Below are 26,346 nucleotides of genomic sequence, written 5' to 3' on the forward strand. Positions count from 1 at the left end.
TTTTTTTCTAAACAAATTTACAGAAAAATATTTTTATTTTTTTAAATACTTTTTTTATTTATTATAAAAAAAAATTAAAAAATGATTATATGATATGTAGATAATAAGTTTTCCTGTATATATAAGAATGTTTTTGTTGTAAAAATTAATATTATTATAGTGACATAGATATAATTTAATATATTAATTTTAAACAATAAATTTGTTTATTAAATTAGTTCTTAAATCTTAATATTAAGTATATTAATTGTTATGAGAGAGTACAATATGAAAAAAATTTCTACTATAGCATTTAGATTAACATGTGTTATCATAGTATTTTTTTTAAGTTCTGGGGTATCTTTAGAGAATGTTGTACCAATATCAAAAATGTCTTCTAAGGTATATTTACCTAGTTTAGCTCCAATGTTGGAACGAGTTATGCCTTCAGTAGTAAGTATTAATATTGAAGGAACTAATGTTCCTAAGAAAACTTGTTTAACTAATAATGTATATAAATCATTTTCAGATAGCAGTTCTCCATTATATTTAAATACATCTTTGTTCTATAAATCTATTATGTTTAAAAAAAAATATAAAATAAAACCTGTTCAAAATTATTTTAAAGCATTAGGTTCAGGTGTTATTATTAATGCAAAACAAGGTTATGTTGTTACGAATAATCATGTTATAGATCATGCTGATAAAATTATAGTTTTTTTACATGATGGTACTAGATATGAAGCTAGAATTGTAGGAAAAGATGAAAAATCTGATATTGCTTTACTGCAATTAAAAAATATAAAAAATTTAATTGATATTCAATTAGGAAACTCAGATTTATTAAGAGTAGGTGATTATACTATAGCTATTGGTAATCCTTATGGTTTAGGCGAAACTGTGACTTCAGGAATCATTTCTGCTTTAGGACGTAGTGGTTTAAATATTAGAAATTATGAAAATTTTATTCAAACAGATGCTGCAATTAATCGTGGTAATTCAGGTGGAGCTTTAATTAATCTTAAAGGAGAATTAATTGGTATAAATACGGCTATTTTAGCTCCAGAAGAAGGTAATATTGGTATCGGTTTTGCTATTCCTGGTAATATGATAAAAAATATTACACAGCAAATGATTTTGTATGGAAAAGTGAAACGTGGTGAATTAGGTATTATTGGAACGGAATTAAGTCATCAGTTAGGACAAGTTTTACGATTAAACGCTAATAGAGGTGCTTTTGTTAATCAAGTAATACCAAATTCATCTGCTGATGTAGCAGGAATAGAAGCTGGTGATGTTATTGTTTCTTTTAATAGAAAACCAATATATAGTTTTGCTGTGTTAAGAGCAGAAATAAGTTCTATTCCAGAACATACACAATTTGAATTAGGTTTGTTACGTAATAATAAAATGAAATATGTATCTGTATTATTAAAAAAAAATAAATTAAATATTATTGCATCTAAAAATTTATGCTCTAAAATTTCTGGTGCTATTTTAAGTAATTTTAATCAATCACATGGTGTACATGTAGATAGTATTAAATTGTATTCGGCTGCAGCACATTTTGGATTTAAGGAAAATGACATTATAGTTGGTGTTAACAAACATATAGTGCTTAATTTAGATACATTACAGAATATTTTTGAACATCACTCTTCGGTCTTAATTTTCCATATTATACGAGGTCATACAAATATTTATTTAGTTGTACAATAAAATAAATATAATGTAATGTGTTGTTATTGCCTGAATTATATACATATTCAGGCAAATTAGTATTAATTTATTCTATATTTCTTAGCAATTGATTAATTTCTGTTTTGCGCATAGTTTTTACGTCTACTTTTTTTACAATGATAGCACAGTATAAATTGTATTGTTTATTTTTATCAGGAAGACTACCTGAGACAACGACAGAATTTTTTGGGATTATTCCATAATGAATTTTTCCTGTTTCTCTATCATATATTTTAGTACTTTGACCTATATATACACCCATAGAGATCACTGATCCTTCTTCTACAATTACTCCTTCTACTATTTCAGATCTAGCTCCAATAAAACAATTATTTTCAATAATTGTAGGTGCGGTTTGTAAAGGTTCTATCACTCCACCAATACCTACTCCGCCTGAAATATGTACGTTTTTCCCAATTTGAGCACAAGAACCTACTGTTGCCCAAGTATCAATCATACTACCTTCATCAATATATGCACCAATATTTATGTAAGAAGGCATTAATATTGATTTCTTTCCAATAAAAGCGCCTTTTCTTATTGTTGCATGAGGAACAATTCTAACCCCTTCATATTTAAATTTTTTTTCATCATAATTAGTATATTTTAAAGGAATTTTATCGTAATAATTGGTGTTGTTACCTTTCATTAATTTATTTGTTTTTGTATAAATATATAACAAAACTGCTTTTTTTAACCATTGATGAGTAATCCATTTTCCATTAATTTTTTCTGCAATACGTAATTTTCCTGTATCTAACATAGATATAATTTGATCTATGGTATCTATAATAGATAAATTTATATGATATACATCATTTGTATTTTTTTTTTCAAAAGTATCTTCAATAATTTTTTTTAATTCTTTCATTTTATGTAACCTATTTTTTTATAATGTAATTAAGTTTAAGGAATAATTGTTTCTTTAAATAAATTTAATTATTTACTGTTAACATGATTATTAATATATAAAATATAATTAATTAGATAGATATAATTTTTAAGTAGTTATTTTTTATTATAATAAAATTGAATAAAAATTTTTTTATATAGTACATTGATGTTGATACAACATATGATTCTTTTTTTTTATAATAATTTTGCAATAGATTATTTTATAGTATTAATTTATTAAAATTTTTTTTATATTTTCTTCTTGTCTAAAAGTTAATATTTCACATCCATTCTTTGTAACTAATATGGTATGCTCATATTGAGCTGATAAACTTCGATCTTTTGTTTTTACTGTCCATCCATCTTTCATGCATTTTACTAATGGTTTTCCAGCATTAATCATTGGTTCTACAGTAAAAATCATACCTGGTTTTAATATAATATTTTGATCATTATTTATGTAATGTAATATTTGAGGATCTTCATGAAAATTTTTACCAATGCCATGTCCACAATATTCTTTGACTACAGAAAAGTTTTCTTTGTTAACATATGATTCTATTGTTTGGCCTATTTTATTAATAGGAATTCCTGGTTTTATTATTTGTAAAGCTAAATATAAGCTTTTTTGGGCTACGTTACATAAACGTTGACCTAATATACTAGGTTTTCCAAGAATAAACATTTTTGATGTATCACTGTAATATCCATTGTTAATTATTGAAATATCTATATTAATAATATCTCCTGATTTTAATTTTTGTTTAGCATCAGGAATTCCATGACAGACAACATCGTTAACAGAAGTGCAAATAGATTTAGGATATCCATTATATCCCAAACAAGCAGAAATAGATTTTTGTTTTTGAATAATATAATTATGGCATATTTGATCGAGTTCTTCTGTACTAATATTATTAATGATATATTTTTTTATCATATTTAGTACTTCTGCAGCTAATTTTCCTGCAATTCTCATATGTTTTATTTCTTCAGCAGATTTAATTAATATAGATTTCATATGTATCTCTTGTCAGATTATAAATAAAAAATATTTTTTTTTAAATTTCTAATTTTATCTGATTATGTAATCATAGTAACGATATATAAAATATCTAATTTGATTAACAAATAGTTTTTTGAATTTAGTGAATTATTTATTTTTTTTACTTATAATATTAATAGTTTTTTTATAAAATAGTAAATAATATTAATAAGTATGGTTAATTGGAATAAATAATTATTATAAATAACATATATAACTTATTTTTTTAAAATTAATATAAAGGTTATTATTTTTTTAATTTTTTTTTTATTTAAGAGGTATTATGATTAAATTATCAATGAGAGATATGATTAAAGCTGGTGTACATTTTGGACATCAAACTCGTTATTGGAATCCGAAAATGAAACCATTTATATTTGGATCTCGTAGTAAAGTACATATTATTAATTTAGAAAAAACATTACCTTTATTCAATAATGCTTTATTAGAATTAAAAAAAGTGGTTGAAAGAAAGGGAAAAATATTATTTGTTGGTACTAAAAGAATAGCAAGTCAAGAAATTAAAGAAGTTGCTATAATGTGTAAACAATTTTATGTTAACTATCGATGGTTAGGAGGCATGTTAACTAATTGGAAAACTGTACGGCAATCTATTAAACGTTTAAAAGATTTAGAAATACAATCTCAAGACGGTACATTTAATAAATTAACTAAAAAGGAAGCTTTAATTCGTACTCGTGAATTAGATAAATTAGAAAATAGTTTAGGAGGAATTAAAAATATGGGTGGTTTACCTGATGCTTTGTTTGTAATTGATGCAGAACATGAGAATATTGCTATTAAAGAGGCTAATAATTTAGGAATTTCAGTATTTTCTATTGTAGATACAAATTCTAATCCTGATGGAGTAGATTATATAATTCCTGGAAATGATGATGCAATTAGAGCTATTAGTTGGTATTTACAATCTGTTGTTTCTGTAATTAAAAACAATTCTTCTCAAGATATATTAAATGATCATGATGAATTTATAAAGTGATGCTTATTATTGATTTTATAATATAAACGTATTTAAATTTTTTAAATATATGAGTATTTTACTAATTAAAATTAGCATATTATTTTAATAATATACATAAAAAAATACAATTTATGTTTAAAAATATGATTTATTTAATGTTTATAATATATATAAGTAAAACAATTGGAGAATTTTAATCATGGTTATTAATATTACTGCTTCATTAATAAAGGAACTCCGATTACGGACAGGTGTGGGAATAATGGATTGTAAAAAGGCTTTGTTAAAAACTTCTGGAAATATCGAATTGTCTATTGATTATTTAAGGAAAATAGGTCAAGCTAAAGCAGACATAAAAAACAATCGTTCTACAGCACAAGGGTCATTATTTATATATAAACATAATAATGTTGCTGCAATGTTAGAATTAAGTTGTGAAACTGATTTTGTAGCTAAAAGTAAAGAATTTATATATTTTGGAAATTCTGTTATTAAACAAGTATGTTTAAAATGTATAAAAGATATTCATCTTATACGAAATATTTTTCAAGAAAAAAACAATGAATTAATAACACAATGTAGAGAAAAAATTGTTATTAATCGAATTAATTTATGCGAAAGTGAAATAGTAGATTATTATATTCATTCTAATCGAATAGGAGTATTGGTAGGTGCTACTAAAAGCAGTGATATGCAAATTATTCACCAAGTAGCAATGCACATTGCTGCTAGTAAACCAGAATATTTAAATAAAGATATGGTTCCTGAAGATGTTATTCAGCGTGAAAAAAATATTCAATTGGATATTGCTATAAAATCTGGAAAAAGTGTTTTTCTTTCTAAGAAAATAGTAGAAGGTAGAATGAATAAATTTTTATCTGAAGTGTCTTTAATGGGTCAAAAATTTATTATGAATTCTGAGAAAACTATTTTTCAGTTATTAGTAGAAAATAACTCTATAGTGACATGTTTTACAAGGTTTGAAGTAGGAGAGACATTTAAAAAAAAATATTTATAAAAGGGTATTAATTTTACTCCTTGAATTAATTTATCTTAATAACTCGTTGTATGTCTTCTTTTTTTCACATTACAATGTAATATGTTATTATTACATTGTAATATGTAGAGAGTATACAGGTAAAAAAATGGATAATAGCATAATTAAAAAACCATTATATAATCGTATTATATTAAAAATTAGCGGTGAAATATTTCAAGGATATGATATATGTAAAATCGACGTTAAGATATTAAAAAGTATATCTCAAGAAATTAAAAGATTAGTAAATATTGGTATTCAAATAGGTATTGTTATTGGTGGAGGTAATATAATACGGGGTTCAATGTTAAAAAATATTAATATTAGTAAAGTAACAGCTGATAATATGGGTATATTAGCCACTATTATGAATGGTTTAGTACTAAGGGATATATTAAATAATTTATCTATAAAAACTTGTTTAATGTCAGCTACTAAAACAAATAGCATGTGTGAAGATTATAATCTTGAGAAAGTGTTAGATTGTTTTAATAATAAAAAAGTTGTTATTTTTTCAGGAGGCATTGGTCATCCTTTTTTTACAACTGATACTGCAGCTTGTTTACGAGCAATTGAAACTCAATCAGATGTAGTTTTAAAGGCAACTAAGGTAAATGGTATATATTCATCTGATCCCGAACAGTGTTGTAATGCTATTAAATATAGACGTCTTAGTTATTCATATATTATAAAAAAAGAATTTAAAGTAATGGATTTAACAGCATTTATATTAGCACGTGATCATAACGTACCAATTTGTATTTTTAACATGTACGACATAGGTGTTTTATATAAAATTGTCATGGGTCAAAAAATAGGTACAATGGTAGGTGCATTAAATAAATGATAATATTATTATCATTTATTTTTTTTTAGTTTTTTATTATTACATTGTTTTTACATTAAAAATATATTAGGTCAACTTATGTTTGATAATATTAAGAAAAATACAATTAATTGTATGGATCAGTGTATTAGTGTTTTTAAAAATAATATTATGAAAATACGAACAAATCGTATTGCTCCATATATGTTAGATGGAATTTATATAGAATATTACGGTACTAAAACACCAGTAAGTCAATTATCTAGTATTACTGTTGAAAATTTTAATACATTAAAAATTAATGTTTTTGATGCTTCTACAATAAAACCTATTGAACAAGAGATTATAAATTCTAATATAGGATTATATCCTTCTTCTAATGGATTGACTATTCGCGTATCTTTACCTGCATTAACTGAAAGTAGGAGAAAAGATTTAATAAAAATTTTACAACATGAAGGTGAAAATAGTCGAATTAGTATAAGAAATATTCGACGTGATATTAATAATAAAATAAAAAATCTTTTTAAAAATAAATCAATTAGTGAAGATCAAGAACGTAGATTTCAAAGTGAAATACAAAAAATTACAGATAATTTTATTAAAAAATCTGATTATTTATTAGCTGAAAAGAAGAAAGATTTAATGATAATCTGATATTATTGTTAATATCATATATTATGCAATAAGATTTTATCTTGATAAATTATAGAATGATATTAATTATGTTAATTTATCACTAATATATTTAAGTTAGTTCAACTATTTTAAAACTAAATTATTTTTTAATTATTGAATTATTTATTTTTTATTGATAAAATAAAATAGACAGTAATTCATTTAATTTAATTTAAATACTGGTGTAATTATTATGTTAATTAATTTATTTTTTCTATAGATTCAAATTAATTAAAATATATAGTTCTTATTTAATATAGTATATTTTTATAAATAAACATAAGATTTTAACAATTTCAATATATTTTTTGTATTGGATAATTTAAAATATAAGCGTAGTGTTTTTTATTACACTAAACATTTTTTAACAATAAAGTAAACATTATTTACTATTAAAAATTTCTCTGTGTATATTAAATTTTTATGTCAACGAGATATTTTCTTGTGTATACAAATAAATTAATATTTACTATGTAGTAGATATAATCAATGTAGATAAATAAACATGTTGATAAGAAAATTTTTGATTTTATTTTTTTTATTTTTTAGTATTAATGTATATTCCCAAGATAAATGGAATTTAAAAGATATTAATTTTCATGGATTAAACAAGTTTTCTGTAGATTTAGTAAAAAATTATATAGATACGAAATGTGGAAATGTTATTACTTTAAAAAATATAAATAAATTAATTTTTGTTCTATTGAACACTGGACAATTTGAAAATATTAAAATAATTCAATTAAATAAAAAATTAAGTATTAACTTACAAGAAAAAAGTATTGCGTATAGTATTGATTTTAATGGTCATCATATTTTAACTGATTCTATTGTAAGAAAATTATTTAATATAATTAATTCACGGTTTCATGATGAATTAAATGAAAATGTATTAAAAATATTTAAAAATATAATATTAAATTTTTATAAAAACATAGGTAGATATAATATTGATGTAAATTATTTGTTTTTTACAAAGTCAGATAATACAGTCAACGTTAAGATTATAATTACAGAACACAATAATATTTCTATTAAAAAGATTAATATATTAGGGAATAAAGTTTTTTCTCAAAATAAGATATTGTCTTTTTTCAAATTAAATAATGAATGCAAATGGGGTATATTTAAAAATAAAGAAACATATGACGTATCACAGTTGTTATTAGATCTTGATAAATTAAGAAATTTTTATATAGAGAATGGATATATATTTTTTTCATATAATTCTATTAGAGTAGTTTTATCGTCTGATAAAACTCATATTGTAGTCAATATTAATTTAAAGGAAGGTGAACAGTTTCATTATTCTAATAATTTATTTTTACATGGTAATGTGGATTTATATTTTAGAGAAATAAATAAGTTTATTAATGAAAAGATTAACAATGTTATTAACATAAATTCTATTGTAAAGTTAACTCAATATATAGATAGTATATTATTTAAAAATGGATTTCTTAATAATCGAATTTATATATATAGTAAAATAGATAAAAAAAATAAAATTATATATTTTCATATTTCAATTGACTCAGGTCCACGTTATTCAATAAATAAAGTATATTTTTTTGGTAATAAACTAGTTCAGAACAAAGTATTGCGAAGTAAAGTAAAACAAAAAGAAGGGGATTTATTTAATTGGGACTTGTTAACAATAGATCAAAAAAATGTTCAGAATACTGGGTATTTCGATGTTGTTAAATTAGAGATACATACTTCTTCAAAATTTCCTAATCGAGTGAACGTAGTATATGTGATTAAAGAAAAAAATAATGGTAGTATTCAGTTTTCATTAGGATATGGGATAGATAGTGGACTCTGTTTTAATGTAGATCTCGTTCAGCGTAATTTATTAGGTCTAGGATCTACAGTGCGTTTAAGTGGTATCAAAAATACTAAACGGATATCTGGTGAATTAGAATTTTTTAAATCAATTAATCTATTGTTTAACAATAATTTGAAAGGTAAGTTTTTTTATCATTATTTTAATTCAGATAATGTTAAACTAATTGACTATAGTCAAATAAGTTATGGTTTTAATACTGATTTAGAATTATTAATAAATAAAAGAAATACATTAAATTTAGGTGTACACTATGTTCATAATAATAAGACTAATGTAATTCCTGACTTTTCTATATGGAGTTATTTAAAATCATTTGATTTATCATATAAAAAACATGGTATCAATGATGTAATTATTGATTTCGAGTGGACATTTAATAACTTAAATAATTATAATTTTTCTACTATAGGAAATTGTACTACAATAAGTGGAAAAACAACTACTTTTGGATCGGATAGTTATTTCAATAAAATTCAATATGATTCAGTTAGTTATTATCCATTAAGTAAAAGTAATGATATCATATTATTAATGCATATGTATTTTGGATTAGGTCATAATAGTTTAAGTGTGAACAAAGAATTACCTTTTTATAATAATTTTTCTTCAAGTAGTATAGGGTCAATTCGTGGTTTTCAATCTAATAGTATTGAATCAAATCATAATACTGATAATAATAAAAAATCTGATTTGTGTATGGGTAATAAACATAGCAAATTATGTCAATCTCAAGTTTTTACTGGAAGTGATGTAATAATTACTAACAATTATGAGATTATGAAAATTTTTTCTATTAATAATGATCATTATCCTCAAAAAATTAAAGCATCTTTATTTTTTGATGTAACCAGTGTTTTAGATAAAAATTGGTCACTATCATTAGATAGTTTTACGTCTAAGTTATATAATAATCATGTTAATCAAAATAAAATTAGGATGTCAACAGGTATTACATTACAATGGATATCACCTATTGGTCCGTTAAACGTTTCTTTTTCGTATCCGTTAAAACATTATATTAACGATAAATTAGAACCATTACAATTTAGTATAGGAAAAGTATGGTAATATTTAATTTAATAAAGGTAATATTTATTTAAATATTTTTTATTTAACGTCTTATTTTTGAATAACAATAATATAAAAGGTATATTTACCCTTACCATATGGATATAACATGTAAATATTAAATTCATGTAAATAAATAATATTTTGTTATAAACAATAATTATTATACTAAATGAAAAATAAAATTAGAATGAATAATAGTATATCGGAAACTATTTTCAATGTACTACCACATAGGTTTCCTTTTTTATTTATTGATCGTATTATTGAGATGCGTAATAATGAATATATTCGCGCTATAAAAAATGTTTCTATTAATGAATCTATTTTTCAAGGACACTTTCCTACTGATCCTGTTTTTCCTGGTGTATTAATTTTAGAATCTATAGCACAAGCGTCTGGAGTATTAATTATAAATAGTAATAATGAAATTAATCATAATTATAAGTATTTTTTAATTAATATTAGTAAGGCATGTTTTAGGAAATTAGTAGTTCCAGGAGATCAAATGTTTATTGAGGTGTTTATTAAGAAACGTAAATTGAATTTAATTAATTTTTTTGGAGTAGTAACTGTAGATCGGTATGTTGTTTGTCAAACAATGATGACATGTTATTTAAAAAAATAATAAAAATTAATATTATAATAATGTGTAATAATTATTGTTTTGTATATGGAGAGATTCTTAATTAGTATTAGGTATTAACATATTTTTTTTTATTTTTTATGAAAAGAGTATACTTAATTATTGTTAATATGTTCACTATATTATAGTGATATATATCTTTTCGGAGAAGAGATGAATGGTAGTTATTTTCCTATATTAAATTTAGCAGCAGGTATTGATGAAGTTGGATTAGGAGCTTTAGTAGGTAACGTTATTAGTGCTGCTGTAATTTTGAACCCATTGTTCCCTATTTTTGGTTTAAAGGATTCTAAAAAATTGTCTTTTAAGAAAAGATTACTATTTTTTCATAGTATTAAAAATAAAGCAAAAGCATGGAGTATAGGGCGCAGTACTTCTATGGAAATAGATAAGTTAAACGTTTTACAGGCATCTTTATTGTCTATGAAACGAGCAGTGAATAATTTAAAAGTAAAACCTAATTTTTTATTTATAGATGGTAAGAATAAAATTGATATATCTATTGCATCAATATCTATTGTAAATGGTGATAATTTAATAAATGAGATTAGTGCAGCATCTATTGTTGCTAAAGTAATTCGCGATTACGAAATGTTGCAATTAGATAAATTATTTCCACAATATGGTTTTGCTAAACATAAAGGATATCCTACTAAGTATCATTTAGATATGTTAAAAAAATATGGACCTATATCACAACATCGTTTTACATTTTCTTCTTTGATAAAATTAAAAAATATATAATGTAACAATTTTTCTTATCAATATTAAATCATTTAATGAGATTATTATAATATGTTGCATAAAGAATTTGTTCATTTGCGAGTACACAGTGATTATTCATTAGTAGATGGATTAGTTAATCCAGAATTATTAGTTAAAAAAGCAGTTAATTTAGGTATGTTTTCGTTAGCATTAACAGATTACAGTAATTTTTTTGGAGTAATTAAATTTTATCAATCAGCGCATAGAGAAGGTATTAAACCAATTATTGGCATAGATTTAAAAGTAAATAACGAACTTATGCCAGGACAGATAAATCAATTAACTGCATTAGCAGTAGATAATATTGGTTATAAAAATTTAATTTTTTTAATTTCTAAAGCTTATAGTACGGGATATGATAGTACTGTTGGTGTTGTTATTAATAGGAAGTGGTTATTAAAATATAAACAAGGATTAATTTTATTATCTGGAGGTTGTTATGGTGATATTGGTGTGAATTTGTTAACAGGTAATAAAAAATTATTAAATGAGAATATATCATTTTATAAAGATAATTTTTTTGATTTTTATTATTTAGAAATTATGAGAACTGGTCGTATTAAAGAAGAAGAATATTTAGATCAAGTGATTAATTTGTCGATTATACATAATATACCTTTAGTAGCAACTAATGAGGTTTGTTTCCTAAATAGAGAAGATTTTCAAGCACATAAAATTAGGGTAGCAATTAATAAATCTTTTAAAATTAATGATATTAAATTTGTGCATAATTATAGTTGTCATCAGTTTATGCGCAGTGCAGAAGAAATGCATAATTTATTTTTTGATGTACCAGAAGCTTTAGTTAATAGTATTGAAATTGCGAAACGTTGTAATGTTATACTAAATTTAGATAAATATTTTTTACCTAATTTTAAAACAGGTGATATATGTATTGAAGATTTTTTAATAATGAAAGCTAAACAGGGTATGAAAAAAAGATTATATCAGTTATTTCCTAATAAAAAAATAAGAAAAAAAGTACAAAGTACTTATGAATTACGATTAGATCATGAATTATCAGTAATTAATAAGATGGGTTTTCCAAGTTATTTTTTAATTGTAATGGAATTTATACAATGGGCTAAAGATAATGATATACCTGTAGGACCTGGAAGAGGATCTGGAGCAGGATCTTTAGTAGCTTATTCTTTGAATATTACAGAAATAGATCCTTTAACATTTGATTTGTTATTTGAAAGATTTTTAAATCCAGATCGTGTTTCTTTACCGGATTTTGATATAGATTTTTGTATGGAAAAAAGAGATAAAGTTATTGAGCATGTTTCAAATATATATGGAAGAAACACTGTGTCTCAAATTATTACGTTTGGTACTATGACAGCAAAAGCAGTAGTGAGAGATGTTGGACGTGTATTAGGGTATCCTTATGGTTTTGTTAATAGTATTTCTAAATTAATTCCTTTAGATATAGGGATTACATTAAATAAAGCTTTATCTGATGAAACAGAATTATTTTCTTTGTATCAAGATAATTCTGATGTGAAAAAAATTATTGATATTTCAAAAAAATTAGAAGGCGTAACAAGAAATGTTAGTAAACATGCTGGAGGGGTAGTCATCTCCTGTACTAAAATTACTGATTTTTCTCCATTATATTATGATGAAAATGGTTTAAATCCAGTTACGCAATTTGATAAAAATGATGTAGAAAATGTCGGATTAGTGAAATTTGATTTCCTTGGATTAAGAACTTTAACTATTATTCATAGAGCTTTAAATATGATTAATGATCGTTTATCAAATATGGGTGAAAATATTATTGATATATCATTAATTCCATTAAATGATCCTATTAGTTTTCGTTTATTACGAACTGCAGAAACAGTTGGTGTTTTTCAATTGGAATCATTTGGTATGAGAGATTTAATTAAAAAATTACAACCTGATTCATTTGATGATATAGTAGCTTTATTAGCTTTGTTTAGACCAGGCCCATTACAATCAGGGATGGTTGAAAATTATATTAATCGCAAAAAAAATAGAGAAACTATTTCTTATCCTGATATAAAATGGCAACATAAACTATTAAAACCTGTTCTAAAATCAACTTATGGTATTATTTTATACCAAGAACAAGTAATGGAAATTGCTAGGGTGTTGTCTTCTTATACTTTAGGAGAAGCAGATATTTTAAGAAGAGCTATGGGAAAAAAAGATCCGTTAGAAATGAATAAACAACGATTGATTTTTCAAGAAGGAGCAAGGAAAAATGGAATAAATAGTGAGTTAGCAGTTAAGATATTTAATTTAGTTGAAAAATTTTCAGGTTATGGTTTTAATAAATCTCATTCAGTTGCTTATGCTTTTTTATCATATCAAACTTTATGGTTAAAATCAAATTATCCAGCAGAGTTTATGGCTTCAGCAATGAGTTCAGATATGGATAATGTTAATCGTATAGTTACGTTAGTTAATGAATGCAAAATAATGGGATTAAAAATTGTACCTCCGACTATAAATTATAGTAAATATAATTTTTATGTGAATACGAAAAATGAAATAGTTTATGGATTAGGAGCTATTAAAGGTGTAGGTGAAAGTTCAGTTTGCAATATATTACAAGCAAGAAAAAAATATGGTCATTTTAATACATTATTAGAATTATGTATTCGTACTGATACAAAAAAAATAACTCGTAGAGTAATTGAAAAATTAGTTTTATCAGGTGCTTGTGATTGTTTTGGATTAAATAGAGGAATTTTAATATATATATTGAATAATAATATTCAAGCTTCTAGTCAGTACTTAGATAGTCAGTTAATCAAACAAAGTAATTTGTTTAAGTCATATTTAGATGATCTAAATATATGTAATCATGTTTTAAATTCTTCTTATTCTCCTCATATTTGGTCTAAAAGATATGAGTTACGTCATGAATATGATACTTTAGGTATGTATTTAACAGGACATCCTATTGTCCAATATTTAGATGAAATTCAATTTTATATTCAAGGAAATAATTTAAAGAATATCGATGTTAATAGAAGAGATAATAATAAGAAAATTATTATGATTGCAGGTATGGTAACTAAACTAAGTATTAAAATGACAAAGAACAAAAATCGTATTGCATTTTTTACATTAGATGACAGTTATTCTAAGATAGATGTTATCATTTTTAATGATCTTTTAGAAAAAATTAAAAAAATATTAATAAATCACTATATTTTAATTATATACGGATATATTAATACAAAGTATTTTAGTAATTCTATAAAATTTATAGCTAATAATGTTTTTGAGTTATGTCAATATAGGGAAAGATGTGTATCTAAGCTATTAATTTTATTGAATGAAAAACAAAATAATTCTATTTTTTTAGAATCTTTAAAAAAATGTTTAATGTCAGAAAATTTAGGTATTACTCCGGTATATTTTTTTTATAAAACATATAAAATTAAATTTAAGTTAACGTTTAGTCAAAATAATTGTGTATTTATAAGTAATGAATTATTAGATAAATTAAGATTATTATTAGGATTAAATCAAGTTAAATTAAAATATAAAATAATATAAAATTTGTGTTTATTCTGATAAAAATATTTATTTTTTAATAAAATATTAATTATATATTTTGTCATATTTATTTCATATGTTGTAAATGAATAATAATTAATTATATTTAATTTTTAGGATAATAAAAATTAATTATTATGTTATTCATTTATTTATTTGCTCTGTTATAAAATAAATTATCTGTTCTATGTTTATTAGTTTTTTTTTGTATTCAGATCTTGATTTATATTCCACACAATTTTTATGAATATATCGTTCACTGATGATAATAAAATGTGGTATTCCAATTAATTCCATTTCAGAAAACATGATTCCAGGACTGAGATCTCTATCATCTAATAGTGTTTCTATTCCTTGTTTTTTTAATTTAACATATAGATCTTCAGATGCATTTTTTACTGCTATAGATTTATTTCGATTAATAGGAATAATTACAGATTGAAAAGGAGATAGTGCATTATTCCATATAATACCTTGTTGGTCATAGTTTTGTTCAATTATAGCTGATATAATTCGCGTAATTCCAATTCCATAACATCCCATACGTAAAAAATTTTTTTTATTATTTTTGTTTATGATAGTAGCGTTTAATTTCTTAGAATATTTATCTTCTAATTGAAAAATGTGACCTATTTCAATGTTATTCATAGGTTTTAATGTATATTTATGAGAATCTTTTTTTGTAATAATTTTGGTAATATCATATAATATAGGTAATGGTAATTCTTTTCCCCAATTTATGTTTTCAAAACATTTCCCATTAATATTTGCGCCAATCATAAAATTTTTTAAATTTTTTAAAGAAATATCAGCTATTACAGTAATATTTAAACCAATAGGTCCTACATATTCTATATTACTTTTTGTTAGTTTATAAATTTCTTCTCGTGTAGCTGACACTATTGGTTTATGAACAATATCTATTTTTTCTAGCTTTTTTTTATCAATCATTTGATGATCTAGTATTAATAACCCTATTATTTTATTCTGATGATTTTTATTTGCTTTTACTAACACTGTTTTTACATAGTTTTGAATTTTTATGTTAGGTTTGTGTATTAAATTAAACATATTATTTTTTGATGTTGTGTTTGATTGATTTAATTTTGAAGTAAGTTCAGAAGATAATACAATAGGTTTTTTTATATTATTATTATTTGAATTTAAATTAGTAAATTGTTTTATTTGATTATTTGTATAAGAATAAAATTCATGAGAAATTTCACCACCCATTTCTCCATTATTGGCTTCTATATCTTTAACATTTAGTTTCATTCGTTTAAAAATATGTTGATATGTTGAATACATTATTTCATATGTTTTTTTTAATGAAGATGTATCTATATGGAAAGAATATGCATCTTTCATTATAAATTCTTTTGATCTAATAGTACCAAAACGTGGACGTATTTCATCTCTAAATTTTGTATGTATTTGATATAGTATAATTGGCAATTGTTTATAAGAGTGTATTTCGTTTTTTATTAAATATGTTATGATTTCTTCATGAGTAGGTCCTAATATATATATATTACTACGTCTATCAGTCATAGTTAGTAACTCTTTACCATATGTATTCCATCGATCACTTGTTTTCCATAAGTGAATTGGTTGTAATATAGGTAAACATATTTCTATAGCACCTATTTTATTCAGTTCCTCTCTGATTATGTTTTCTATTTTTTTTATTACTCGTAATCCAGTAGGTAACCAAGTATATACGCCAGATGTTACTTTACGAATCATACCAGATCTTAACATTAATTGATGACTAATTGTTTCGATATTATGAGGCATTTCTTTTAAAGTACAAAAAAAATATTTACTTGCTCGCATTTTTTATCTCGTTTTAATATGAAAATTATTTTCAATGTATGTAATTAATTTTAAGTTTATGAATAAAGTTATATTTAGTATATATTAATTGAGTATTGATATAAAGTTTTTACATATTATGCTAGTATTTTAGCATAAATATTTATTTATATAAAAAATAGATATTAAGGTTTAATATATGAATGACGATAAAACAGAAAATCCAACTCATTATAGATATAAAAAAATTTATAAAACAGGTAAAATTCGGTATTCTCAAGAATTAAGTTCATTTATTATTTTGAGTATAGGTTTTATTTTTTTATGGTTTTATAAGGATATAATAATACAAAAAATATTTACTATGTTCTTGTATAGTTTTCGTTTTGATCATTCTATGATTAATAATGTTAACTTCATTAATGTTGAGACTAATGATTTAATTTTTATTATTTTTTATTTTCTTATTTTGATTTTTATTCCTACTTTAATAACTGTATTAGTTTCAAAATTTTTTGGAGGAATAGCTTTTAACTTTTTATCATTTAAATTTAATTTAGGTGTATTTAATCCATTAAAAGGATTTAAAAAAATATTTTCTTATCAAACATTATTAATGCTAATAAAAATTAGTATAAAAATATTTTTAATGTTAAGTATTACTATATTTTTCTTTTTGACATATACAGATAAAATATTAACATTAATTCACTATACACCAAAAATAGCATTAAAAATTGGATATAATATAATAGAAAAATTTTGTTTTTTGTTTTTAGGTATATTTTTTATAGTGGTTGTATTTGATATTTTTTTAGAGAATTATGGTTATAAAAAACAATTTAAAATGAGTCGTAAAGAAGTTAAAGATGAATTAAAACAAATGGAAGGAGATCCTTATGTAAAGAGAAGAATACGTCAAGCAATGAAAACATTAGCACATCGCAGAATGTTTTCAGATATTAAAAAAGCTGATGTGATTATTATAAACCCTGTACATTATTCGATTGCATTGTCATATGATAAAAAAAATATGAATGCTCCTAAAATTTTAGCTAAAGGAGCAGGTGAATTGGCAAATAAAATTCGTTGTACTGGTAAAAAATATTTAATTCCAATAATTACAGCACCGATTTTGGCTCGTTATTTATATTTTCATACTCAAGTAGGTCAATATATTCCTAGTTCTTTATACAAAGTAATTTCTGAAGTATTAGCTTGGGTTTGGAAATTGAGAATTTGGAAAGAACATGGAGGGATATATCCTCAACCTCCAGAAAATTTATTAATTCCTTCAAATTTAAATAATTGGAATAAGGATAATATAAATGATTAATTTTTTAAAGTATTTGCAAATTAAAGAATGGCAAACTTTATCAGGACCAGTATTAATTTTAATAATTTTATCTATGATGGTTTTACCCTTTCCGCCTGTTTTATTAGATATATTTTTTACTTTTAATATTGTATTATCAATTATTATATTATTAGTAGCTATGTTAACAAAAAAGACATTAGATTTTATAGCTTTTCCTACTATTTTGTTATTTTCTACTTTATTACGTTTAGCTTTAAATATTGCTTCTACTAGAGTTATTTTATTATATGGTCATACTGGAGTAAATTCAGCTGGAAATGTAATTAAATCATTTGGTCATTTTTTAGTTGGAGGAAATTATGCTATAGGTATAGTTATTTTTATTATATTGGTGATTATTAATTTTATGGTAATTACTAAGGGTGCTAATCGAATAGCAGAAGTAGGTGCCAGATTTACTTTAGATGGTATGCCTGGAAAACAAATGGCAATCGATGCTGATTTAAATGCAGGATTAATTGGAGAAAAAATAGCAAAAGAAAGACGATTAGAAATATCTAGAGAAGCAGATTTTTATGGATCTATGGATGGAGCAAGTAAATTTGTTAGAGGAGACGCTATATCTGGTATTTTGATAATGATTGTTAATATTTTAGGTGGTTTAATTATTGGTATTGCTCAACACAATATGAGTTTTATAAAAGCAATAGAAGTATATACAATTTTAACTATTGGAGATGGATTAGTAGCTCAAATTCCAGCTTTAGTAATTTCTATGGCTGCAGGGGTAATAGTAACTCGTGTTTCTACAGAGGAAAATTTAGGTGAACAAATTATTCGTCAGTTATTTTATAACCCTCAAGTTATTTTATTAAGTGGAATTGTTTTAGGAATATTAGGTTTAGTACCAGGTATGCCAAGTATGGTTTTTTTATCATTTACTATTATATTATTTTTATTATCAGGATGGTTATTTAGAAACAATACAGGCGTAAAATTATTTTTTTTAGGTAATAAAAAAAATAATTTTAAAGATGTAAATAAGGAAATAGAAGTATCTTGGAATGATATTAAGTTAGAAGATATGATAAGAATAGAAATAGGTCATGGATTAATTTCTATTGTTGATAATCAAAAAGATAATCAATTATTACATTTACTTCGTAGTATTAGAAAAAAATATGCTATAGAAATAGGTTTTTTACCACCATTAATAAATATTAGAAATAACAGTAGTTTATCTTTGAATGCTTATAGAATTTTAATAAAAGGAGTAGAAGTAGCTAATTATACAGTTTATTTGGAACATCTTATAGCTATAAACATGAGTAATATTTCTAAAACACTTAAAGGTATTAAAGTTTTTGAACCAATATTTAATTTTCCTGCATATTGGATTACTTTAGATTTAAAAAATGAAGCAAAAAACAAAGGATTTACTGTTATAGATTCTAGTACAGTAATAGCAACACATGTAAATAAAATAATGAACGAACATATGAGTGAATTATTTGGTAGACAGGAAGCACAAGATCTATTGCGTTATGTATCAAATATAATGCCGTTTTTAACTGAAGATTTAGTTCCTAATATAATTAGTTTAACTACATTTCATAAAGTATTGCAAAATTTATTATTAGAACATGTTAGTATTAAAGATATGAGAACTATTATAGAGACTTTAATAGAATTTTCTGATTTAAAGAAAGATAATGTCGATACTTTAACAAATATGGTACGTATATCTTTGAGTAAATCAATAATGCAAAATTTATTTAAAAAAGATAAAATGTATGTTATTGGACTTGATACTCAATTAGAAAACTTATTATTACAAGCATTACAAAATAATCAAAATAGTATTGAACCGAGTTTGTTTAGTGAGTTGATAAAAGATTTGGATGTAGCAATAAATAATCAAAAATCTATGGGTGTACTACCAGTTTTACTAGTTCATCATGCTTTACGTGTATTTTTGTTCAGATTATTACATGAAATTTTTTCTGAATTACATGTAATTTCTAATTTAGAAGTTTCTGATTCCAAAGAGATACGTATAAGTAGTATAATTGGACAAAAAAAATAGTATAATTCTATTTTTATTATTTTTTATTGATTTTATATTTATATTTAATATTTAAAATAAAAAATAAATTATTTATTTAAAATATTAAATGTAGTTCATGGTATAAATACCTAACAAATTTAATCCTTTTTTAATAGTTTTAGCTGTTAAAAAAGATAGTTTTAATCGACTATGAGAGATGGCTGTTTTTTTCGCAAATAGAATAGAACAATTTTCATAAAATTTAGAAAATGTTCCAGATAATTGATATAGATAATTACATATAACGTGAGGTGTACCTTGATTTGCTGCGTATAATATTTTTTCTTCAAATTGTAATAAATGTAATGCTAATTCAATTTCATATGGTTCTATGAGTTGTATTTTTGATGTGATTTTTGTCACGTCAATATTCGATTTTTTCATTATTGATATAATTCTAGTATAAGCATATTGAATATATAATGCTGTATTACCTTCAAAAGATAACATTTCATCCCAGTTGAAAATATAGTCTGTAGTTCTATTTTTACGAAGATCAGCATATTTTATAGCTCCAATACCGATAATTGTTGATAATTTTTCTGTATCTTTTGCAGACAAATGGGGATTTTTTTTAAGTAGTATGTTTTTGGCTTTATCGATTCCTTCATTTAGTAAAATATTTAATTTAACGGTATTTCCTGAGCGAGTTTTAAATGGATGTCTATTTTTAGATAAAATCATTCCAAACATATGATGTTCAAGTAATACATGTTTAGATACATATCCAGCTTTTCTAGCTATTTCCCATATTTGTAATAAATATTGATGTTGTCTGGAATCAGTATAATAAATTATTTTATCAGCTTTCAATATTTCACATCTATATTTTATACAAGCAATATCTATTATTGCATATACATAACCGCCATCTTTCTTTTTTATTATTACCCCCATAGGATGGCCTTGTCTATTTTTAATTTTATCTAGTAATACAACTAAGGCACCTTGATTGTATACTGCAATTCCTTTATTTTTGAGATCTTCTGTAATTTTTGGTAGCATAGTATTATATGCGCTTTCACCCATAATATGTTTATCTTGTAATGTAATATGTAGTTTTTTATATATTGTTTTATTATAGTTTATAGTTGCTTGGGTCATTTTTTTCCATAAATATTGACAATATAAATCACCAGATTGTAATTTGACAACATACTGTCTAGATAATTTTGCGAAATTCTGGTCTTCGTCATATTTTTTTTTAGCTTTTTGATATAATTTTTCAATATTTTTTAAGGATATATTTTTTATAAAATCGAAATTTTTATTAACTTTTAAATATGCAAGTAACATACCGAATTGAGTTCCCCAATCGCCAATATGGTTAACGCGAATTACATTATGACCAATAAATTCTAATATTCGAACAGTAGCATCACCTATAATAGTAGAACGTAAATGACCTATATGCATTTCTTTTGCTATATTTGGTGAAGAATAATCTACTATAATAGTTTCAGGTGATATAGGAGCAATACCTAATGTATGTGAATGTATATTTATATCTAAAATTTTAGACAACCATTGTCTATTGAGTATAATATTAATGAATCCAGGCTTTGATACTGAAATATTTTCATATATATTATTTTTTTTTATTAATTTAATTATATTTTTTGCAAAATTGTAAGGATCTGTTTTTAATTGTTTAGCGATTTTCATGATGGCATTAGATTGATAATCTCCTATATGCATTTTAGAAGTTTTAAATATTTCAAGATTATAGTTTTCTGATACACCAAAATTTATTAAAGCTTTTTTTATATCTGTTGAAATGATTTTTTGTATATTCATATTTAGAGCCTAATTTATTTTATTTTTTACTGTTAATAGCTATTTTTTTAGGATAGAATATTATATCTACATTAGATATGATATATTTAATATTATAAAATATTTTACTAATTTTATAAAGATATAATGTTTTATGATGAACTGATTTTTATTATTTTTATTAAATGATGATAAAATATTATTTTATTTATTTTAAATACATAAAAAGATTGACAAAGTATTAAAAAAGCTTTAATATCAAATAAAGTTTAACAATCATGCTCTTTAAAAAAATATTAGATAATTAGTGTGGGCACATCAAAATAAGTCAAGTTTTTAACACTTATTTGGTCTTAAATTTTATTTAAGTAAAAGTTTTTCAATTGAAGAGTTTGATCATGGCTCAGATTGAACGCTGGCGGCAAGCCTAACACATGCAAGTCGAGCGGCAACGAGAAAAAGTTAATCGCTTTTTTGGCGGCGAGCGGCAAACGGGTGAGTAATGTCTGGGGATCTACCCGATAGAGGGGGATAACCATTGGAAACGGTGGCTAATACCGCATAATGTTTGTAAAAACCAAAATGGGGGACTTGTTAATTTAAAAGCCTCATGCTTTCGGATGAACCCAGATGAGATTAGCTTGATGGTAAGGTAAAAGCTTACCATGGCTACGATCTCTAGCTGGTCTGAGAGGATAACCAGCCACACTGGAACTGAGACACGGTCCAGACTCCTACGGGAGGCAGCAGTGGGGAATATTGCACAATGGGCGAAAGCCTGATGCAGCTATGCCGCGTGTATGAAGAAGGCCTTAGGGTTGTAAAGTACTTTCAGCGGGGAGGAAAAAGAATTAATTAATACTTATTTCTTCTGACGTTACCCGCATAAGAAGCACCGGCTAACTCCGTGCCAGCAGCCGCGGTAATACGGAGGGTGCTAGCGTTAATCAGAATTACTGGGCGTAAAGAGCGCGTAGGTGGTTTTTTAAGTCAGATGTGAAAGCCCTGGGCTCAACCTAGGAACGGCATTTGAAACTGAAAAGACTAGAGTATCGTAGAGGGAGGTAGAATTCTAGGTGTAGCGGTGAAATGCGTAGATATCTGGAGGAATACCTGTGGCGAAAGCGGCCTCCTAAACGAATACTGACACTGAGGTGCGAAAGCGTGGGGAGCAAACAGGATTAGATACCCTGGTAGTCCATGCTGTAAACGATGTCAACTTGGAGGTTGTTTCCTTGAGAAGTGACTTCCGAAGCTAACGCATTAAGTTGACCGCCTGGGGAGTACGGTCGCAAGGCTAAAACTCAAATGAATTGACGGGGGCCCGCACAAGCGGTGGAGCATGTGGTTTAATTCGATGCAACGCGAAAAACCTTACCTGGTCTTGACATCCACAGAATTCCACAGAGATGAGGAAGTGCCTTAGGGAGCTGTGAGACAGGTGCTGCATGGCTGTCGTCAGCTCGTGTTGTGAAATGTTGGGTTAAGTCCCGCAACGAGCGCAACCCTTATCCCCTGTTGCCATCGGTTAGGCCGGGAACTCAGAGGAGACTGCCGGTTATAAACCGGAGGAAGGTGGGGACGACGTCAAGTCATCATGGCCCTTACGACCAGGGCTACACACGTGCTACAATGGTGTATACAAAGAGAAGCAACTCTGCAAAGATAAGCAAACCTCATAAAGTACATCGTAGTCCGGACTGGAGTCTGCAACTCGACTCCATGAAGTAGGAATCGCTAGTAATCGTAGATCAGAATGCTACGGTGAATACGTTCCCGGGCCTTGTACACACCGCCCGTCACACCATGGGAGTGTATTGCAAAAGAAGCAGGTAGCTTAACCTATTTTATAGGATGGCGCTTACCACTTTGTGATTCATGACTGGGGTGAAGTCGTAACAAGGTAACCGTAGGGGAACCTGCGGTTGGATCACCTCCTTAAAAAAATACTTATGAGATGTGCTCACATTAATTATCTAATAGAAAATAAAAGGCTTGTAGCTCAGCTGGTTAGAGCGCACCCCTGATAAGGGTGAGGTCGGTGGTTCAAGTCCACTCAGGCCTACCAATATCAAATTTTTATGATTTTCATACAAAAAGAAGGGGCTATAGCTCAGCTGGTAGAGCGCCTGCTTTGCACGCAGGAGGCCAGCGGTTCGAATCCGCTTAGCTCCAACAAAATCTATCCTTCATTCGTCTTAATTGATAAAAAAAATTTATTTCATTTATTTTAGTTAAATCATTATTTTTAAATAATAATTTTTTTTGTAAATTAACTTCTGTAGTTCTTAAAAATAAATTATGTTTTTTTTCGTCTTGTAGCTTACTTGGTAGAGTTGATTTACTTTTTTTAATTAATTTTTTAATTTTTTTTTCATAAAAAAGAATTGTTGAATCTTTTGGGAAAACTGATTTAGAAAACATTAAATTATTTACAGTATTATCATGTCCACAACATATTAAAGTATCGTTAGGAAATTTAGAAATTTTTTTTAATGAATTTAACATTAAATTATAATCTTTTGTAAAAACACGACCGCATCCACCAGAAAATAATGTATCACCACAAAATAAATATGGTGATAAATAATAAGAGATACAATTTTCAGTATGTCCTGGTGTCATAATAACAAGAAATTTATATTGCATAATGTAAATATATTGATCTTTTTGTTCAATATTAATAATGTACGTTTTATTATTCTTTATTTTAGGACCGTATACTTTTATATTGGGATAATTATTTAATATAGATTCTACTCCTGCAGTATGATCTTTATGATAATGGGTTAATAGAATATATTTTGGTTTGTAATTTTTAATTTTAATTGTTTTAATTACTGATGCAGAATCTCCTGGATCAATAATTATAATAAAACCTTTCTCATTACTTAAAATCCATATATAATTGTCATTAATTGCATTAATATAACTTAAATTTAAATACATATAATTAGAATCCTTGATTAATTAACAAATGAAGTTTTTTGAATATTAAATTAATAGTTATAATATATATCCATAATCTTTAGAATGCGGATGATATGCTGATATTCGTGCCAATTTATCACATATTGTATTTTCTTTATGATTTGAATGACTTTTAATCCACTTCCAGTAGACATAATGTTTTTTTAGAATATTATCTAATCTAATCCATAAGTCTATGTTTTTTACAGGTTTTCCTTTTTTATTTTTCCAACTATACTTTTTCCATTCATGAATCCATATTAAAATTCCTTTTTGAACATATTGGCTATCAGTAGTAATATAAACTATGCAAGATTTTTTTAATAATTCTAGAGCAATAATAATACCCATTAATTCCATTCTATTATTCGTGGTAAAATAAAATCCGGCATTTAATATTTTTTTGTGTCGTTTGTAACATAACATAATACTGTATCCACCTGGTCCAGGATTACCTAAACAGGAACCATCTGTGAAGATATTAACTAATTTTAACATGATAGTATATTACCTTTTTCAAATAAAATTATTATTATAGTATAAAATAATATGAAACTAAATGTAATAAGACAAATTGTATTAGATACTGAAACAACAGGTATTAACAATAATGGAATATTTTATAAAAATCACCGTATTATTGAAATTGGTGCAGTTGAAATTATTAATCGACATATTACAGGTAACAATTTTCATACATATATTCAACCAGATAGATCTATTGATGATCAAGCTTTTGCAATTCATGGTATTTCGCAGGATTTTTTAAAAAATAAACCAAGATTTAGTGATATATCAGAAAAATTCATATCTTATTTAAATAATTCTGAATTAATTATACATAATGCACATTTTGATATAAGCTTTATAACATATGAATTTAATTTGTTAAACATTAATGTAAAAAATATTGTTTCTCTTTACAAAGTAATTGATACTTTAGAATTAGCTAGAAAATTATTTCCAGGTAAAAAAAACACTTTAGATGCTTTATCTATCAGATATAATATAAATAAAAATAATAGACCTGTTCATAGTGCGTTATTAGATGCTAAATTATTAGCTAAAATATATTTTTATATGACTAGTTTTCAGGAATCTATTAATTTTGAAAGTTATGATGAACAAAAAAATAGTAATATGTCTATTGTAAAAAATAATAAATTTCAGAAAAATTCATTATATATACGTTTAGCAACAGTAGATGAGGTTAAATGTCATGAAAAATATTTACAATATATGACTTTAAACAATAATAAATGTTTATGGAAAAAATATGAAATGTAGTATTTTTTTTATTTGACAGTTT

The 26,346-nt window shown here is 24.8% G+C and carries 18 protein-coding genes, 2 tRNA genes and 1 rRNA gene; 15 read left to right on the forward strand and 6 right to left on the reverse strand.

The genetic code is table 11. The annotated features are described in order from the left end of the window. The first annotated feature begins 267 nt into the window (after positions 1–267). Positions 268–1,698, forward strand: coding sequence for a Do family serine endopeptidase (locus tag RJX12_RS00910; RefSeq protein ID WP_343192335.1), 1,431 nt, complete (start codon positions 268–270; stop codon positions 1,696–1,698). A 67-nt stretch (positions 1,699–1,765) separates the two neighbouring features. Here RJX12_RS00910 and dapD read toward each other — a convergent pair whose 3' ends face one another. Further along, entirely contained in the window at positions 1,766–2,590 is an 825-nt protein-coding gene (gene dapD / locus RJX12_RS00915; RefSeq protein WP_343192336.1) for a 2,3,4,5-tetrahydropyridine-2,6-dicarboxylate N-succinyltransferase, read from the reverse strand. A 252-nt stretch (positions 2,591–2,842) separates the two neighbouring features. Continuing rightward, positions 2,843–3,634: a type I methionyl aminopeptidase gene (gene map / locus RJX12_RS00920; protein WP_343192337.1), complete on the reverse strand. Its 792-nt coding sequence runs from the start codon at positions 3,632–3,634 to the stop codon at positions 2,843–2,845. A gap of 307 nt (positions 3,635–3,941) precedes the next feature. On the opposite strand from map, the gene rpsB reads away from it, so the two are divergent. The 8 genes from rpsB (at position 3,942) to dnaE (ending at position 15,051) form a co-directional block, all read left to right on the forward strand. Then, the gene (gene rpsB / locus RJX12_RS00925; protein WP_343192338.1) at positions 3,942–4,658 is read left to right on the forward strand and encodes a 30S ribosomal protein S2; all 717 of its coding nucleotides are present in this window, start codon (positions 3,942–3,944) and stop codon (positions 4,656–4,658) included. 181 nt (positions 4,659–4,839) lie between these two features. Beyond that, positions 4,840–5,658 carry a translation elongation factor Ts gene (tsf, locus tag RJX12_RS00930; protein ID WP_343192339.1) on the forward strand — a complete coding sequence of 273 codons (819 nt, stop codon included), beginning with the start codon at positions 4,840–4,842 and terminating at the stop codon, positions 5,656–5,658. Positions 5,659–5,785: 127 nt separating this feature from the next. Continuing rightward, positions 5,786–6,526 carry a UMP kinase gene (gene pyrH, locus RJX12_RS00935; protein WP_343192340.1) on the forward strand — a complete coding sequence of 247 codons (741 nt, stop codon included), beginning with the start codon at positions 5,786–5,788 and terminating at the stop codon, positions 6,524–6,526. A gap of 78 nt (positions 6,527–6,604) precedes the next feature. Continuing rightward, on the forward strand, positions 6,605–7,162 hold the full coding sequence (gene frr / locus RJX12_RS00940) for a ribosome recycling factor (RefSeq protein WP_343192341.1): 558 nt from the start codon (positions 6,605–6,607) through the stop codon (positions 7,160–7,162). Positions 7,163–7,688: 526 nt separating this feature from the next. Next, positions 7,689–10,100, forward strand: coding sequence for an outer membrane protein assembly factor BamA (bamA, locus tag RJX12_RS00945; protein WP_343192342.1), 2,412 nt, complete (start codon positions 7,689–7,691; stop codon positions 10,098–10,100). Between the two features lie 172 nt (positions 10,101–10,272). Continuing rightward, the gene (gene fabZ / locus RJX12_RS00950) at positions 10,273–10,728 is read left to right on the forward strand and encodes a 3-hydroxyacyl-ACP dehydratase FabZ (protein WP_343192343.1); all 456 of its coding nucleotides are present in this window, start codon (positions 10,273–10,275) and stop codon (positions 10,726–10,728) included. 171 nt (positions 10,729–10,899) lie between these two features. Next, entirely contained in the window at positions 10,900–11,490 is a 591-nt protein-coding gene (rnhB, locus tag RJX12_RS00955) for a ribonuclease HII (protein ID WP_343192344.1), read from the forward strand. 51 nt (positions 11,491–11,541) lie between these two features. Next, on the forward strand, positions 11,542–15,051 hold the full coding sequence (dnaE, locus tag RJX12_RS00960) for a DNA polymerase III subunit alpha (RefSeq protein WP_343192345.1): 3,510 nt from the start codon (positions 11,542–11,544) through the stop codon (positions 15,049–15,051). Between the two features lie 144 nt (positions 15,052–15,195). Here the strand turns inward: dnaE and RJX12_RS00965 are convergent, their stop codons facing one another. Continuing rightward, positions 15,196–16,887: a proline--tRNA ligase gene (locus RJX12_RS00965; RefSeq protein WP_343192346.1), complete on the reverse strand. Its 1,692-nt coding sequence runs from the start codon at positions 16,885–16,887 to the stop codon at positions 15,196–15,198. Positions 16,888–17,065: 178 nt separating this feature from the next. Between RJX12_RS00965 and RJX12_RS00970 the strand changes: the two genes are divergently transcribed. Further along, positions 17,066–18,202 carry a flagellar type III secretion system protein FlhB gene (locus RJX12_RS00970; RefSeq protein ID WP_343192347.1) on the forward strand — a complete coding sequence of 379 codons (1,137 nt, stop codon included), beginning with the start codon at positions 17,066–17,068 and terminating at the stop codon, positions 18,200–18,202. Next, complete coding sequence (gene flhA / locus RJX12_RS00975; RefSeq protein WP_343192348.1) at positions 18,195–20,270, forward strand: flagellar biosynthesis protein FlhA; 2,076 nt, start codon at positions 18,195–18,197, stop codon at positions 20,268–20,270. The genes RJX12_RS00970 and flhA overlap by 8 nt, the downstream gene beginning before the upstream one ends. 84 nt (positions 20,271–20,354) lie before the next feature. Here the strand turns inward: flhA and argS are convergent, their stop codons facing one another. Then, complete coding sequence (gene argS / locus RJX12_RS00980) at positions 20,355–22,088, reverse strand: arginine--tRNA ligase (protein ID WP_343192349.1); 1,734 nt, start codon at positions 22,086–22,088, stop codon at positions 20,355–20,357. A 359-nt stretch (positions 22,089–22,447) separates the two neighbouring features. On the opposite strand from argS, the gene RJX12_RS00985 reads away from it, so the two are divergent. The 3 genes from RJX12_RS00985 (at position 22,448) to RJX12_RS00995 (ending at position 24,242) form a co-directional block, all read left to right on the forward strand. Further along, a 16S ribosomal RNA gene (locus RJX12_RS00985) occupies positions 22,448–24,008 on the forward strand. 50 nt (positions 24,009–24,058) lie between these two features. Then, positions 24,059–24,135: transfer RNA gene (locus tag RJX12_RS00990), tRNA-Ile, on the forward strand. A gap of 34 nt (positions 24,136–24,169) precedes the next feature. Beyond that, a tRNA-Ala gene (locus RJX12_RS00995) sits at positions 24,170–24,242 on the forward strand. Here RJX12_RS00995 and gloB read toward each other — a convergent pair. Both gloB and rnhA read right to left on the reverse strand, forming a co-directional pair. Beyond that, positions 24,234–25,016: a hydroxyacylglutathione hydrolase gene (gene gloB / locus RJX12_RS01000; protein WP_343192350.1), complete on the reverse strand. Its 783-nt coding sequence runs from the start codon at positions 25,014–25,016 to the stop codon at positions 24,234–24,236. The two genes, RJX12_RS00995 and gloB, sit on opposite strands and share 9 nt — an antisense overlap. A 57-nt stretch (positions 25,017–25,073) precedes the next feature. After that, positions 25,074–25,535 carry a ribonuclease HI gene (gene rnhA, locus RJX12_RS01005; RefSeq protein WP_343192351.1) on the reverse strand — a complete coding sequence of 154 codons (462 nt, stop codon included), beginning with the start codon at positions 25,533–25,535 and terminating at the stop codon, positions 25,074–25,076. Between the two features lie 51 nt (positions 25,536–25,586). Here rnhA and dnaQ point away from each other — a divergent pair, with 51 nt between their 5' ends. Further along, positions 25,587–26,324, forward strand: a complete 738-nt coding sequence (dnaQ, locus tag RJX12_RS01010; RefSeq protein WP_343192352.1) for a DNA polymerase III subunit epsilon — start codon at positions 25,587–25,589, stop codon at positions 26,322–26,324. Positions 26,325–26,346: the final 22 nt, after the last annotated feature.

The organism is Buchnera aphidicola (Formosaphis micheliae), assembly GCF_039403185.1.
In the GTDB taxonomy this organism is placed as follows: Bacteria; Pseudomonadota; Gammaproteobacteria; order Enterobacterales; family Enterobacteriaceae; genus Buchnera_C; species Buchnera_C aphidicola_B.

Coding starts and splice junctions, on each gene's coding strand:
- flhA (WP_343192348.1), top strand. CDS start 18,195: ATGATTAATTTTTTAAAGTATTTGCAAATTAAAGAATGGCAAACTTTA.
- dapD (WP_343192336.1), bottom strand. CDS start 2,590: ATGAAAGAATTAAAAAAAATTATTGAAGATACTTTTGAAAAAAAAAAT.
- bamA (WP_343192342.1), top strand. CDS start 7,689: ATGTTGATAAGAAAATTTTTGATTTTATTTTTTTTATTTTTTAGTATT.
- argS (WP_343192349.1), bottom strand. CDS start 22,088: ATGAATATACAAAAAATCATTTCAACAGATATAAAAAAAGCTTTAATA.
- dnaE (WP_343192345.1), top strand. CDS start 11,542: ATGTTGCATAAAGAATTTGTTCATTTGCGAGTACACAGTGATTATTCA.
- rnhA (WP_343192351.1), bottom strand. CDS start 25,535: ATGTTAAAATTAGTTAATATCTTCACAGATGGTTCCTGTTTAGGTAAT.
- RJX12_RS00970 (WP_343192347.1), top strand. CDS start 17,066: ATGAATGACGATAAAACAGAAAATCCAACTCATTATAGATATAAAAAA.
- RJX12_RS00965 (WP_343192346.1), bottom strand. CDS start 16,887: ATGCGAGCAAGTAAATATTTTTTTTGTACTTTAAAAGAAATGCCTCAT.
- tsf (WP_343192339.1), top strand. CDS start 4,840: ATGGTTATTAATATTACTGCTTCATTAATAAAGGAACTCCGATTACGG.
- dnaQ (WP_343192352.1), top strand. CDS start 25,587: ATGAAACTAAATGTAATAAGACAAATTGTATTAGATACTGAAACAACA.
- map (WP_343192337.1), bottom strand. CDS start 3,634: ATGAAATCTATATTAATTAAATCTGCTGAAGAAATAAAACATATGAGA.
- gloB (WP_343192350.1), bottom strand. CDS start 25,016: ATGTATTTAAATTTAAGTTATATTAATGCAATTAATGACAATTATATA.
- rpsB (WP_343192338.1), top strand. CDS start 3,942: ATGATTAAATTATCAATGAGAGATATGATTAAAGCTGGTGTACATTTT.
- frr (WP_343192341.1), top strand. CDS start 6,605: ATGTTTGATAATATTAAGAAAAATACAATTAATTGTATGGATCAGTGT.
- fabZ (WP_343192343.1), top strand. CDS start 10,273: ATGAAAAATAAAATTAGAATGAATAATAGTATATCGGAAACTATTTTC.
- RJX12_RS00910 (WP_343192335.1), top strand. CDS start 268: ATGAAAAAAATTTCTACTATAGCATTTAGATTAACATGTGTTATCATA.
- pyrH (WP_343192340.1), top strand. CDS start 5,786: ATGGATAATAGCATAATTAAAAAACCATTATATAATCGTATTATATTA.
- rnhB (WP_343192344.1), top strand. CDS start 10,900: ATGAATGGTAGTTATTTTCCTATATTAAATTTAGCAGCAGGTATTGAT.